Annotated in this window: 15 protein-coding genes; 11 read left to right on the top strand and 4 right to left on the bottom strand. The window is 63.5% G+C overall.

Annotated features, from left to right (window positions below):
• Positions 1-373: 373 nt before the first annotated feature.
• Positions 374-1,681 carry a fatty acid desaturase family protein gene (locus AC1TPF_RS09630; RefSeq protein WP_482135351.1) on the top strand — a complete coding sequence of 436 codons (1,308 nt, stop codon included), beginning with the start codon at positions 374-376 and terminating at the stop codon, positions 1,679-1,681.
• A gap of 115 nt (positions 1,682-1,796) precedes the next feature.
• Positions 1,797-3,050 carry a fatty acid desaturase family protein gene (locus AC1TPF_RS09635; protein ID WP_482135350.1) on the top strand — a complete coding sequence of 418 codons (1,254 nt, stop codon included), beginning with the start codon at positions 1,797-1,799 and terminating at the stop codon, positions 3,048-3,050.
• A gap of 14 nt (positions 3,051-3,064) precedes the next feature.
• Here the strand turns inward: AC1TPF_RS09635 and rsgA are convergent, their stop codons facing one another.
• Complete coding sequence (gene rsgA / locus AC1TPF_RS09640; protein ID WP_482135349.1) at positions 3,065-4,057, bottom strand: ribosome small subunit-dependent GTPase A; 993 nt, start codon at positions 4,055-4,057, stop codon at positions 3,065-3,067.
• Positions 4,054-5,316: a 3-phosphoshikimate 1-carboxyvinyltransferase gene (gene aroA, locus AC1TPF_RS09645; RefSeq protein ID WP_482135348.1), complete on the bottom strand. Its 1,263-nt coding sequence runs from the start codon at positions 5,314-5,316 to the stop codon at positions 4,054-4,056. The genes rsgA and aroA overlap by 4 nt, the downstream gene beginning before the upstream one ends.
• Before the next feature lie 133 nt (positions 5,317-5,449).
• Here aroA and AC1TPF_RS09650 point away from each other — a divergent pair, with 133 nt between their 5' ends.
• The 5 genes from AC1TPF_RS09650 (at position 5,450) to AC1TPF_RS09670 (ending at position 9,100) form a co-directional block, all read left to right on the top strand.
• The gene (locus AC1TPF_RS09650) at positions 5,450-6,199 is read left to right on the top strand and encodes a hypothetical protein (RefSeq protein ID WP_482135347.1); all 750 of its coding nucleotides are present in this window, start codon (positions 5,450-5,452) and stop codon (positions 6,197-6,199) included.
• A 104-nt stretch (positions 6,200-6,303) separates the two neighbouring features.
• A complete protein-coding gene (locus tag AC1TPF_RS09655; RefSeq protein WP_482135346.1) occupies positions 6,304-7,044 on the top strand; it encodes an SOS response-associated peptidase in 741 nt (246 codons plus the stop codon).
• Positions 7,041-7,430: a DUF5313 family protein gene (locus AC1TPF_RS09660; protein ID WP_482135345.1), complete on the top strand. Its 390-nt coding sequence runs from the start codon at positions 7,041-7,043 to the stop codon at positions 7,428-7,430. Before AC1TPF_RS09655 ends, AC1TPF_RS09660 begins: the two co-directional genes overlap by 4 nt.
• 10 nt (positions 7,431-7,440) lie before the next feature.
• Entirely contained in the window at positions 7,441-8,769 is a 1,329-nt protein-coding gene (locus tag AC1TPF_RS09665) for a diacylglycerol/lipid kinase family protein (protein ID WP_482143636.1), read from the top strand.
• Between the two features lie 118 nt (positions 8,770-8,887).
• The gene (locus tag AC1TPF_RS09670; protein WP_482144068.1) at positions 8,888-9,100 is read left to right on the top strand and encodes a winged helix-turn-helix transcriptional regulator; all 213 of its coding nucleotides are present in this window, start codon (positions 8,888-8,890) and stop codon (positions 9,098-9,100) included.
• 11 nt (positions 9,101-9,111) lie between these two features.
• On the opposite strand, the gene AC1TPF_RS09675 is transcribed toward AC1TPF_RS09670, so the two are convergent.
• Positions 9,112-9,594 carry an aminoacyl-tRNA deacylase gene (locus AC1TPF_RS09675; RefSeq protein WP_482135342.1) on the bottom strand — a complete coding sequence of 161 codons (483 nt, stop codon included), beginning with the start codon at positions 9,592-9,594 and terminating at the stop codon, positions 9,112-9,114.
• Between the two features lie 128 nt (positions 9,595-9,722).
• On the opposite strand from AC1TPF_RS09675, the gene AC1TPF_RS09680 reads away from it, so the two are divergent.
• Complete coding sequence (locus AC1TPF_RS09680; protein WP_482135341.1) at positions 9,723-10,457, top strand: sigma-70 family RNA polymerase sigma factor; 735 nt, start codon at positions 9,723-9,725, stop codon at positions 10,455-10,457.
• On the top strand, positions 10,454-10,765 hold the full coding sequence (gene rsrA, locus AC1TPF_RS09685; RefSeq protein WP_482135340.1) for a mycothiol system anti-sigma-R factor: 312 nt from the start codon (positions 10,454-10,456) through the stop codon (positions 10,763-10,765). The genes AC1TPF_RS09680 and rsrA overlap by 4 nt, the downstream gene beginning before the upstream one ends.
• Positions 10,766-10,817: 52 nt before the next feature.
• On the opposite strand, the gene AC1TPF_RS09690 is transcribed toward rsrA, so the two are convergent.
• Positions 10,818-10,892 (bottom strand): 50S ribosomal protein bL37, encoded by a 75-nt coding sequence (locus tag AC1TPF_RS09690; protein ID WP_369758845.1) that lies wholly within the window; start codon positions 10,890-10,892, stop codon positions 10,818-10,820.
• Positions 10,893-11,013: 121 nt separating this feature from the next.
• Here AC1TPF_RS09690 and AC1TPF_RS09695 point away from each other — a divergent pair, with 121 nt between their 5' ends.
• Positions 11,014-11,232 carry a biotin/lipoyl-binding carrier protein gene (locus tag AC1TPF_RS09695; RefSeq protein WP_482135339.1) on the top strand — a complete coding sequence of 73 codons (219 nt, stop codon included), beginning with the start codon at positions 11,014-11,016 and terminating at the stop codon, positions 11,230-11,232.
• A 37-nt stretch (positions 11,233-11,269) separates the two neighbouring features.
• A complete protein-coding gene (locus tag AC1TPF_RS09700; RefSeq protein ID WP_482135338.1) occupies positions 11,270-12,766 on the top strand; it encodes a sensor histidine kinase in 1,497 nt (498 codons plus the stop codon).
• Positions 12,767-12,910 lie beyond the last annotated feature (144 nt).

Below are 12,910 nucleotides of genomic sequence, written 5' to 3' on the forward strand. Positions count from 1 at the left end.
CGCTGGGTGGCGCGACTGCCCTGATCTGCTGGCCGACGGAAGTCGGACACCGCAGGCCGGTGGGCAGTAACGATCGCCGTGTGAATAGCTCAGTGGGGTTGATCAACTCGCAATGAGTGTGGTCCGGGTTTCCCTGGGGGCCACGTCACGAGGAAGCAGTTCCACGACGGTTCCGCGCATCTTGCGCGAAGTACCCAATCAGCATAGCCCGGGCGACCCGTTTTCCGCCCATCCGAAGCCAGGTGAGATCAGTCTCACCCACCTCTGGACACCTCCCGGGACGTAACCTACGATTGCGTAAGTTACGTGTCCGTAGGTTGGTTGTCGTTAGCACTGACCTCGGATTATTACCCCCGACGAGAGGTTCGAAGCGGTGGCAATTACCGATATCCCGGAGTACGCACACCTGACCGACGCCGACGTCGAGGCGCTTGGCCGCGAACTCGACACCATCCGGCGCGACATCGAGAACGAGCGCGGTGAACGTGACGCCACATACATTCGCAACGCCATCCGATTCCAGCGCGGGCTGGAACTTTCGGGGCGTGCGCTGCTGTTCGGCGCCGCCAACCGAAAGGTCTGGGCGCTCGGTGCCGGAGTGCTCGGTGTCTCCAAGATCGTCGAGAACATGGAGCTCGGCCACAATGTGATGCACGGACAGTGGGATTGGATGAACGATCCCGAGGTGCACTCCACCGGATGGGAATGGGACAACACCGGTCCATCCGCGCACTGGAAGCACACCCACAACTACATCCATCACAAGTACACCAACGTGCTCGGTATGGATGACGACGTGGGCTACGGCCTGATCCGGGTGACGCGCGATCAGCGCTGGAAGCCCTTCAATCTCGGCAACATCGCCTACAACACCCTGCTGATGCTGTTCTTCCAGTACGGCGTTGCGGTGCAGCACCTGGAGCTCGGACGTGCGGCCGCGGGTAAGCATCCGAACAAGGACGCCTTCAAGAAGGATCTGCGCGACGTCGGTATCAAGGTCGGCAGGCAGGTCGGCAAGGATTATGTGGTGTACCCGGCGCTCGTCGGTGCGGTGACGCGTTCGCGCACGAGCTGGGCCCGGGCGATCACCGCGACGTTTGCAGCCAACACGATTCGCAACATCTGGACCAACGCGGTCATCTTCTGTGGACATTTCCCCGATGGGGCCGAAAAGTTCACGAAGCAGGATCTCGAAGACGAGTCACAGGCCCACTGGTACCTGCGGCAGATGCTGGGCAGCGCGAACTTCAACTGCGGCAAGCCGCTGGCGTTCATGAGCGGCAACCTCAGCTACCAGATCGAGCACCACCTGTTTCCCGACCTGCCATCCAATCGGTACGCAGAGATCGCCGTCCGCGTCCGCGCTCTGTGCGACAAATACGACCTGCCGTACACCACCGGGCCGTTCCTCCTGCAGTACGCGAAGTCCTGGCGGACAATCGCGAAGTTGTCGCTGCCGAACAAGTACCTGAAGGGAACCGTCGACGACGCCCCCGAGACGGCATCGGAGCGACGCTTCAAGTCCGATCCCGAGCAGCGGCTTGCCACGACGGTTGATCCGGCCACCGGTCGTCGGAAAGGTCTGCGCACCGCGATCGGCAAACTTCGTCGGCGGCGTTCATCTGTGGCAACACTCGGCGGTCAGCGCCAGTCGAAAGATGCGCGGGCACGGGCTGCCTGATCGGCTTCCGACGCCCGAACACCGTACTCTGGAGAAGGACAACAATGGCGGTTGGCCGTGAGCTCAGCGCTCACCCGGCCCGAGGATCAACGCCACCAAGGAGTTACCAGGCGCGATGGCAATCACTGATATCAACGAATACACGCATCTGACCGAGTCGGATGTGGAAGCACTGGGCGCTGAGCTCGATGCGCTGCGCCGAGAGATCGAATCCGACCGCGGACTACGCGATGCCACCTATCTTCGACGCACCATCCTGGCTCAGCGTGTCCTCGAGGTCAGTGGCCGGATTGCGTTGCTGGGCAGCCGCAACCGGTTCTTCTGGTGGTCGGGCACGGCGCTTCTCTCGGCGGCAAAGATCATCGAGAACATGGAACTCGGCCACAACATCATGCATGGCCAGTGGGATTGGATGAATGATCCCGAGGTCCACTCCACGTCCTGGGAATGGGACATGGTGTGTTATTCGGGCCACTGGAAGCACTCCCACAACTACATTCATCACAAGTACACCAACGTGATGGACATGGATCACGACATCGGCTACCAACTGCTGCGGGTCACCCGCGACGAGGAATGGCAGCCGAAGCACTCCTATCAGGTTGTGGCGAACCTGTTCTTGGCCGCGACCTTCGAGTGGGGGATCGGGCTGCATGATATCGAGCTGAAGGACTATCTGGAGGGTAAGAAGCCGGCGGAGATCGCGGTTCCCCAGATCAAGGACTTCGGTAAGAAGATCATCCGGCAGATGGCCAAGGATTTTGTGATCTTCCCGTTGCTGTCGGGCAAGGCGGCGCGAAAGACGCTGACCGCCAACCTGACCGCCAATCTGGTCCGCAACGTCTGGGCCTACCTGGTGATCTTCTGCGGCCATTTCCCCGATGGTGCAGAGAAGTTCACCGAGGAGTCGATTGCCGATGAGACGCAGGGGCAGTGGTACCTGCGTCAGATGCTCGGATCAGCGAATTTCAACGCCGGGCGTCCGATGGCGTTCATGAGTGGCAACCTCTGCTACCAGATCGAGCACCACCTCTTTCCCGACCTGCCGTCCAACCGGTACGCCGACATCTCGGTCCGGGTTCGGCAGTTGTGCGAGAAGTACGACCTGCCGTACACCACGGGTCCGATCCTGGTGCAGTACTGGCAGACATTCCGGACGATCGCGAAGCTGTCGTTGCCGGACAAGTACCTGACCGCCACTGCCGATGACGCACCGGAAACGGCCTCGGAAAAGAAGTTCGCCGGTCTGCGGGCGGCCGCGGCCGACCGCGGAAAGCGGATCGTGGCGGCGGGCGAAGGCAAGCGTGAGGGCTTGAAGACCGCGATCGCCGAGGTCAAAGCGCGTCGAAAGACCTTGCGAACCAGGTGATTCCGGGTTGCCGGTTAGTCCCAGTGATTGGCGACGCTGAGCGCGGCGATGAGTTCGCGTACGGCCATGGCCCGTCGATGGTGCTGGCCGGTCAGGGAGTCGAGGGCGCACTCGGGATCGGCAGGCGGTCCGAGGTGGGTGCAACCGCGTGGACAGTCCTTGATGGTCTCGCTGAGATCGTCGAACGCCTTGATCACGTCTTCGGGACCGATGTGCGCCAGGCCGAACGATCTGATGCCGGGGGTGTCCACCACCCACCCGCCACCGGGTAGTGGCAGGACCACCGACTGGGTGGACGTGTGCCGTCCCTTGCCGACACCGGACACCACTGCCGTGGCCCGATAGGCGTCGGGCACAAGACGATTCACCAAGGTCGACTTGCCGACGCCGCTGTGGCCGATGAGTGCGGTGACCTTGCCCGCGAGGAGTTTTTGCGCCGGCTCCAGGGGGTCGTCACGACCGGCGAGGAGTACCGGTAGATCCAGGTCGGCAAACGATGAGCGGAATGATTCCGGGTCGGCCAGGTCGCTCTTCGTCAGACATAGGACCGGTTGCAGTCCGCCGACATAGGCTGCGGCCAAGGCGCGTTCGACAAATCCGGTGCGCGGCGGCGGATCGGCCAGGGCTGTGACGATCAGCAGTTGATCGGCGTTGGCCACCACGATCCGTTCATACGGGTCGGTGTCATCTGCAGTGCGCCGCAACACGGTTCGCCGGGGCGCGACCCGAACGATCCGGGCCAGGGTGTCCGGTTTACCCGACAGGTCACCGACGACCGACACATCGTCGCCGACGACGATCGGGGTCCGGCCGAGTTCACGGGCCCGCATGCAGACAACGCGGATGTCCTGGTTGTCCTGGAGTACACAACCCCAACGGCCCCGGTCGACGGAGACCACCATCGCGGTGGCCGCGTCGTCGTGGGTGGGCCGGGTTTTGGTGCGTGGTCGACTGCTCCGGCCCGGGCGCACCCGGACATCGGTTTCGTCGTACTCCCGTTTGCTCAAGCGCTGATCATCCTTGCCCACATAGCCGGAAAGTCGGGCAGGGTCTTGGCAGTGGTCTCGATGTCGTCGACATCGACATCCTTGGTGACCAGCCCGATCAACGCTCCCGCGGTTGCCATCCGGTGATCTGCGTACGACTGCCAGAGGCCGCCGTGCAATGGTGCCGGCTCGATGATCAGCCCGTCGTCGGTTTCCCGGCAGGCCCCGCCGAGGCGATTGATCTCGGTGCGCAGCGCATGAAGACGGTCGGTTTCGTGTCCGCGAAGGTGTGCCACACCGGACAGTGTCGAGGTGCCCTCGGCCAGTGCGCACATCGCGGCAACCGTCGGGGTCAACTCTCCGATGGCGCTCATATCCCAGGTGATACCTTGCAGCGCTTGGGGTCCGGTGACGGTGAGCAGCCCGTTGGTCAGGTCGGCGCGAGCGCCCATCGCCTCGAGAATGCCGACGATCGCGGCTCCTGGCTGCGTGGTGACGCTCGGCCACCGTGGGACGCTGACGCTTCCGCCGGTCACCGCAGCGGCGGCGAGGAAAGCCGCCGCGTTCGACAGGTCGGGTTCGATCTGCCAGTCCACCGCGTGAACCGGTGCCGGATCGATGTGCCAGCGGTCGGGGACCGAGGTGTCCACGACAACGCCGGCTGCCGCGAGCATCTCGATGGTCATCTCGATGTGGGGCATCGACGGGACGGGTTTGCCCGAATGGGTGATCGTGATGCCTTCGGTGAAGCCGGCACCGGCCAGGAGGAGCCCGGAGACGAATTGTGAGGAAGCCGACGCATCGATGGTGACGGCTCCGCCGCGTACTGATCCGGTGGCTTCGACGGTGAACGGCAGCGCGTTGCCGTCGACCCGGACGCCGAGGTCGCGCAGCGCATCGAGAATGGTGTGAAGCGGCCGCGACCGGGCCTGCTCATCACCGTCGAAATGTACTGGCCCACTGGCTGATGCGGCCATCGGCGGCACGAAGCGCATGACAGTTCCGGCCAGACCGCAGTCGATGGTCGCCGAATGCATCGGTGCCGGTGTGATGGTCACCGTTGTCGGGTCGTCCGAGGCGGCCTCGACAGCGACCCCGAGGGCGGAAAGTGCCTCGAGCATCAGGTCGGTGTCGCGGCTGCGGAGCGTTCCGGACAGGGTGGACGGCCCGTCGGCCTGGGCTGCGAGGACCAGTGCGCGGTTGGTGATCGACTTGCTCCCGGGCAGCGTCACCGTCGCCTGTAACGGGTCGGGCGCGAACGGTGCGTTCCATGCAGTCACCCAGACAGTCTTTCATGTTGCTCGCGACCCGCTGTTCCCCTGTTCACCTGGACTGGATCCAGGCCGATCCTGCGGTCGGTCAATTAACGGACAACAGGTGTCGGGGGGCCTTTTTGGTCGCTATGTTCGATCCATGAACATGAGACTTTCACGCAGCGGAGCAGTCGTTGCGCTCTGCGCGGCAGCGCTTTTGACATTGTCGGCCTGTTCGGATGACTCGAACGACAGCGCCGACTCCACCACGAGTGCCGCGGAGTCGACCTCTGCGGAAGCCACAGCGGCGCAGCTCGACGTCCGCGTCGAAGATCTGATGCTGCCCGAATCGGACTTCCCGGGCACCGGCGAGTACGTCGTCCTCGACAAGGCCGCCATCGACGCGGACAAGTCGAGCGACCCCGAGGTCACACCGGCCAATTGTGCCGCGATCGTCGAGGAAGAAGACGGCACCGACGACTACGACCGCGCTCGGGTCGACTTCGACATGGAAGACGGCACCTCCATCGAGACCCAGGTGATCCTGGGCGAGACCAGCGACCTCGAGACCGTCGCGAGTCAGGTCGATGCCTGCCCGGCCATGACCATGCGGGGCCCGCTCGACGACGGCACCGAGCTTGTTGCCGAGATGGAGAACTCGGTGGAGGACGTCGAAGGTTCGACGGTTCCGGCCAAAACCATCATCAGTACGGGTACGGCAACGGTGGGTGATCAGACTGTTCCGATCACGATTCGTTCCACCGGTGCTTACGTCGATGGCACCACGGTGAGCGTTCAGATCACCCTCACCGGTGAGAATGCCGCGAGCTGGAACAACTCGGACGAGGCATTCCTGGTCGATTTGCTCAACAAGCAGATCGCGGTTGTGCAAGACGCTGCGGCGCAATAGTCATCGACCCCGACAAGCTCGAACGATGCGTACCGCCCCTGGTGACCACCGGGGGCGGGTTCGATTCATGTGGCTCCTGGCCGGTTGGGTGGATAATGACCGCCATGTGTGGGCGATATGCAACAACGGCGAGTACTTCGGATCTGGTTGCGGCATTTGATGCCGCGTTGGCGGAGGACGACGCAAGCAAACTCGAGAGCGCTTCCTACAACGTTGCACCCACCCAATCGGTGCCGGTGATCCTGGAACGGCCATCGCGCCCCGATCCCGACAGCCAAGAAGACGCCGAGCCCGAGGTCATCCGAGCGTTGCGCGCGCTGCGATGGGGGCTCGTTCCGAGTTGGGCGAAAGATCCGGGGATCGGCAGCCGGATGATCAACGCACGCTCGGAGACGCTGACCGAGAAGCCTTCCTTCAAGGCGGCCGCGGCCCGGCGCCGGTGCATCCTTCCTGCTGCCGGTTTCTTCGAATGGACGAAGGACCCGGAAGGAAAGAAGTTGCCCTACTTTCTGCACGATCCCGACACCCCGATTCTGGGATTCGCCGGCCTCTACGAACTGTGGCCCGACCCGGGCAAGGCGAAGGATGATCCGGATCGCTGGCTGTGGACCACCACGGTGATCACCCGTCCGGCAACCGACGCGCTCGGCCACATACACGACCGCACCCCGGTGATCGTCACACCGGATCTGCGTGACGACTGGCTCGACTGCACGAGCGGAAAGCCCTCGGTGGCAAAGGATCTGCTCGAAGCCCTTCCGGAGCCTGTACTGGTGCCGTATCGGGTGTCGACCGATGTCAACAGCGTTCGCAACAACCGCGCCGATCTCATCGAGCCGGTGTGAGCGGCGACAAGGTCCGTCCCAACCCAATCCAGGTGATCAAGTACCTACTCGGCCGACCACTGCCTGCCTCGATGCGGGACTGGGTGATCCGGGACGTCACCGGTCCGGGATGTATGCGCCGCTACATCATCCGCGGGGTCTTGCCGTTCCTGCCGATCTTCATCGCCTTCTCGTTTGTGCCAGGACCGGTGATGTATCGCCTCGGAATGATTGCGCTGTTGCTCATTCCGCTGGTGTACTTCGAGATCGCGTTGATGAGCATCTATCGCAGACACCTGCTGACCACCAACGGCATCGACGGAGATCTGATCGGGGGCAAACGTCGTGCCCGACAAGAGATCACCAAAAGCGAGTACGAGGCGAAATACCCACGAACACCCAACTGAACGGGGCGCAATGGCACACGAACACGAGAAGCCGGAGCCGAAGGTCGATGCCGAGACCCTTCGTGAGCAGTGGCTGGCGCGGGCTGCCCTGGCGGCAGTGGTCGCCGCGGCGGTCGTGCTGGTTGTGTTCGCCGGCTTCAAGACCCTGATCGTGTTCATGGCGACGGTGGGTGCGCTGGTGATCGGCCTTGCCGCGGTCTTCTGGTTCCTCGCCGTACGCGGCCGGATCCGGTGGCTGGCGCTTGCGATTTCGGTCGTGATCCCGATCGTGTTGCTGATCTTCCTCATCAGCGAACATCTTCTGTGGGTGGTGCTGGTGGTGCTGGCCCTCGCGCTGCTGGCCGGCGGCTGTGCCCGCGCCGCGCTGGTCCGCGACCGTGACGACTGGAAGATGCCCGAGCGTGATGTCCCGCCGCCGAAGCATCCGTTTGTGGTGATGAATCCGCGGTCGGGTGGCGGCAAAGTGGAGAAGTTCGAATTGCAAAGGCGTGCGCAGGCATTGGGTGTCGAGGTGGCCATGCTCGACGGTCCCGAAATGATTGACATCGCGGCACTGACCCGGCAGGCGGTCGAGCGCGGCGCCGACCTGCTCGGGGTGGCAGGCGGCGATGGCACCCAGGCGTTGGTGGCCGGTATCGCGGCCGAACACGACCTGCCGTTCCTGGTGATCAGCGCCGGAACCCGCAACCACTTCGCGCTCGACCTCGGCCTGGACCGCGACGATCCGTCCACCTGCCTCGAGGCGCTCACCGATGGGGTGGAGGTCAGGGTCGACCTCGGCTCGGTCAACGGCAGAACATTCGTCAACAACGCGTCCTTCGGTGCTTATGCCGAGGTGGTGCAGAGCCCGGCATATCGCGATGACAAGACCGGCACGATGCTGGCGATGCTCCCGGATCTGATCTCCGGCTCCCGCGGTCCACGTCTGCTCGTCCGTACGGACGATGTGACCATCACCGAGCCGCAGGCCGTCCTGGTCAGCAACGGCGCCTACGAGATTCACGATCTGGCCGGCCTCGGCCGCAGGCCCCGCCTGGACACCGGCACCCTCGGGATCGTCGTGGTGTCGGTGAGCAGCACCCTGCAGGCGGTGGGTCTGCTGCGCCGGACACGGCAACACGGTCTGACGCAGCACACCGGGTCCGAAGTGGTCGTCGACGCCGACCAGCCGCAGATCCCGGTCGGGGTCGACGGGGAGGCGCTCATCCTCTCGACCCCGGTGCGGTGCACGATCAGTCCGCAGGCCCTGCGGGTTCGCGTGCCACGGAACCGCCCCGGCGTCAGGCCACCCAAGCGCCCGATCGACTGGGTGCGTCTGCGTCAGCTGGCGTGGCTCTGAGGATCAGGCCCGGAGCAGCCAGCGGCCGGGCACCGACCCCGGCCGGGTCGAAGACGGCATCGAAGCGCATGCCGGCCAGATCGGCGACGGCGGTCGCCACGGTGGTGGCACCGTGGTGGTGCAGTTCATCGACATCGTCCTTGAACGCGATGGACTCCTCACGCGGGAGGTGACGGTGAGTGTTCCAGTGCGAGTCGACTATTCGCTGACGCAGCTGGGTCTTTCGCTCCGAGAGCTGATGCGTGGGGTGAAGGACTGGGCCGAGACACACATGGACGAGGTCTTCGAAGCCCGCGAAGGCTACGACCGTCGCAGGCAAGAGCAGTCCTAAAGGCGCCGCCCTCAGGAGAGGACGTCCGCGACCACCGCGCCGGTGACGGCGACCAGGTCGGCCGGGGCGAGTTCGATCTCCAGTCCCCGTTTGCCGCCGCTACAGAACACCGAATCCCACAGGTCGACGGTTTCGTCGATGACCGTCGGCAGCGGTTTCTTCTGCCCGACCGGAGAAACCCCGCCGAGGACATAACCGGTGACCCGCACCACCGCCGCCGGGTCGGCCATGACGGCCTTTCCGCTCAGTCCCAGCGCGCTCGCCGCGGCTTTGGGGGAGAGCCGCTCGGGTACCGGGATGACCGCCACCGCCAATGTGCCACCGACGTCGATCACCAGCGTCTTGAAGATCTGCTCGGGCTCGGCGCCGATCGATATCCGCAGGTGTTCGGCGGCTTCGGGACCCCAGTCGCCATCGGATCGGGTCTCGTATTTGTGGACCTGATGCCGTACCCCGGCCTTTTCGAGAGCGCTGATCGCCGCGGTCGCTGCCATGGCTGTCGATTCTCTCAGATCAGACCGGGGTGATCGATGGCAAGCATCGGCCCATGGTGGGCAAAAGAGATGCGGTCTGGAACAAGTCGCTCCGAGTCGTTGTTGACCTCAGCTGAAGGAGGTGTGGTGTGTACAGCAACTCGCAGCAGCCCGGGTCGGTAGGCTTGCTCGACAGACCTGATTTTCCCGCAGGTCTCGAAGGGATTGTCGTGACCGAAGCCGAAACACCCGAAGTCAACCCAGAGACATCGGAAGAACGTTATGCGCGGTTCGAGCGTGATGCATTGCCGTTGCTCGATCAGTTGTATGGCGGTGCACTACGGATGACGCGGAACCCAGCCGATGCCGAGGATCTCGTCCAGGAGACGTATGTGAAGGCTTTCTCGGCCTTCCAGTCGTTCAAGGAGGGGACCAATCTCAAGGCGTGGCTATACCGGATTCTGACCAACACCTACATCAACGGGTACCGCAAGAAGCAGCGTCAACCTGCGCAGTATCCGACTGATGAGATCACCGACTGGCAGCTGGCCGCCACGGCCGAGCACACGTCGCAGGGTCTGCGATCCGCGGAGATCGAGGCGCTCGACGCACTGCCCGACGACGAGATCAAGGCGGCGCTACAGGCGCTCCCCGAAGATTTCCGGATGGCGGTCTACTACGCGGACGTCGAGGGATTGCCGTACAAGGAAATCGCCCAGATCATGGACACCCCGATCGGGACCGTGATGTCGCGACTGCATCGTGGCCGCAAACAGCTGCGAGAACTGCTCGGCGACGTGGCTCGCGAGCGTGGATTCAACAGAGGAACTTCCGGCCGGTCGGCCGATGGCCAATCCGGCCACAAACAGGAGGTCGCCGGATGAGTACCGGAGAAGTAGCCGGCGGGTCGAACGCCGAACAAGAATTTGATGAGGCCCAGCAGCTCGACTGCTCGGCGGTCATCGCCGATGTCTGGCTGTTGCTTGACAACGAGTGTGACCAGCATGCGCGAGCCCGCTTGCAGTCACATCTGGATGGTTGCACGCCGTGCCTCGAGCACTACGGCATCGAGCAGCAATTGAAGTCCCTGGTGAGCCGCAAATGCGGCGGAGATCAGGCGCCCAAAGGACTGCGGGAACGGTTGACCCTGGAGATTCGAAAGACGGTCATCGTCCGCGAAACGCGGGGATAGAACCTCACTTACGAATCTGCCAGGGATCCAAACCCGGTAAGGGCCTCAACGCTCAGGCGTTGGGGCGCTTGCCGTGGTTGGCCGCATTCTTCTTGCGAGCCCGCTTCTTGCGTCCACGCTTTCCCATGGCAGTCTCCTTTCGACAGCGCTCCATTGTGACACGAGTGTGGCGGTTGATCAGAATCGCCCGGGCGCAAGGTGCTGCGCTAGGTTGATACCCGGCGTAACCGAACACCTGGAGGATGGCGATGGCAGAAGAAGTTGTGGCGGAAATCGTTGCAAGCGTTCTCGAGGTGGTTGTCAGTACCGGTCAGACCGTTGAAGTCGGTGACACGCTCGTCTTGCTGGAGTCCATGAAGATGGAGATCCCGGTGCTGGCCGAAGAAGCAGGCACGATCACAGTGGTCAAGGTCAAGGTCGGAGACGTGATCCAGGCCGGTGACCTCATCGCGGTCATCGACAACTGACGCTGGGACATTTGGCGGATAGACGGGCTCGGCACTGATGTCGACTCTTTCGGAGTTGCTCGCGGAACACACAGAACTGTCCGGCTCCGCAGGCGGACACCTGCAACGTGTGGTGGCCGAATGGCAATTGCTTGCCGACCTGTCGTTCGCAGATTTCCAGATGTGGGTGTTGTCGCAGCATGCGGCTGATGGAGAGCCCGGCGTTCCCGGTCCCCAGATGGTTTGTGTGGCCCAATGTCGACCCAACACCGCACCTACAGTCTTCCCCGCCGATGGCGTGGGCACGTTGATCTCAGAGGCAGACAACCCGCAGGTCTTCGGATCCCTCGGGCATGGCCGAATCCTTCGCGAAGAAGATCCGACGTGGGTCGGTTCCGTGGCGATCAGGCGTGAAGCCGTACCCGTTCGTTTCGAGGGTGCGGTGGTCGCGGTCCTCGCTCGCGCGATCAATCTGACCCAGCCGCGGATGCCGTCCCCTCTGGAACTCGCCTACCAGGACTGCGCGTACGACCTGTGTCAGATGGTGTCCGAAGGGACGTTTCCTCAGAACGAGGGCAACCCGAGGGGACTGTCGACACCTCGGGCCGGCGACGGTTTCATCCGGGTCGATGAGCGTGGGGTTGTGCAATACGCCAGCCCCAACGCGCTGTCGGCGTATCACCGCATGGGCTGGACGTCCGAGCTCAGCGGCAACGACCTCGCCGAGGTGACGGTCAGTCTGCTCAGCGATCCGTTCGAGTCCGAGGAAGCCGCCGCCATGTTGCGGGCGGCGGTCGAGGGTGAAACGGGGATGCGGATCGAGGCCGATGCCCGCCGCGCGACCGTCCTGATCCGGGCGGTACCCCTGCGACCGCGTGGTGAACTCGTCGGAGCCGTGATCCTGGTGCGCGACGTCACCGAGGTGAAGCGTCGCGACCTCGCATTGATCAGCAAGGACGCCACGATCCGCGAGATCCACCATCGCGTCAAGAACAATCTGCAGAGTGTGTCCGCGCTGCTGCGTCTGCAGGCGCGGCGCACCACCAATGATGAAGCCCGACAGGCCTTGGGGGAGGCGGTCAGGCGGGTTGCAGCCATCGCCCTTGTGCACGAACTGCTTTCGGGCAGTGTGGATGAGGAAGTCGATCTCGACGTGGTCATCGACCAGTTGGTGCCCGTGATGGCCGACGTGGCATCGGGCGGCACTGCGGTCACCGTGCGACGAATCGGCAAAATCGGGGTGCTCAAGTCTGATCTGGCGATGCCGGTGGTGATGGTGCTCACCGAATTGATCCAGAACGCCGTCGAACACGGCTTTGCGCCAGAACAATCAGGTCGAGTGTTGATCGACACATTCAGGAGCACAAGGGAACTCGTGATCACCGTGCAGGACAACGGAGTCGGCATCGACCCGGACTTCGATCCGCGGCAATCCGATCGGCTGGGCCTGCAGATCGTTCACACGTTGGTGCGGATCGAGCTGGCCGGTGAACTCGAACTGCGCCCGGGTGCCACCGGTGGCACCGACGCGATCCTCACCGTCCCGCTGGGTTGAAAGACCCGACGGGAGAACGGATTCTGCGTGGTCGGTGCGCCGAACTGTTTGTGACGGGACACGGGTCAGCCCCGGATGCTTTGTCGAAATAATCTGTACCGCATCAGAATTCGTGACCTGTGACACCCCGTGCCCATAGACAAC

Source organism: Williamsia sp. Y853 (assembly GCF_056786495.1).

Coding starts and splice junctions, on each gene's coding strand:
- AC1TPF_RS09635 (WP_482135350.1), top strand. CDS start 1,797: ATGGCAATCACTGATATCAACGAATACACGCATCTGACCGAGTCGGAT.
- AC1TPF_RS09650 (WP_482135347.1), top strand. CDS start 5,450: ATGAACATGAGACTTTCACGCAGCGGAGCAGTCGTTGCGCTCTGCGCG.
- AC1TPF_RS09655 (WP_482135346.1), top strand. CDS start 6,304: ATGTGTGGGCGATATGCAACAACGGCGAGTACTTCGGATCTGGTTGCG.
- AC1TPF_RS09665 (WP_482143636.1), top strand. CDS start 7,441: ATGGCACACGAACACGAGAAGCCGGAGCCGAAGGTCGATGCCGAGACC.
- AC1TPF_RS09675 (WP_482135342.1), bottom strand. CDS start 9,594: ATGGCAGCGACCGCGGCGATCAGCGCTCTCGAAAAGGCCGGGGTACGG.
- rsrA (WP_482135340.1), top strand. CDS start 10,454: ATGAGTACCGGAGAAGTAGCCGGCGGGTCGAACGCCGAACAAGAATTT.
- AC1TPF_RS09695 (WP_482135339.1), top strand. CDS start 11,014: ATGGCAGAAGAAGTTGTGGCGGAAATCGTTGCAAGCGTTCTCGAGGTG.
- AC1TPF_RS09700 (WP_482135338.1), top strand. CDS start 11,270: ATGTCGACTCTTTCGGAGTTGCTCGCGGAACACACAGAACTGTCCGGC.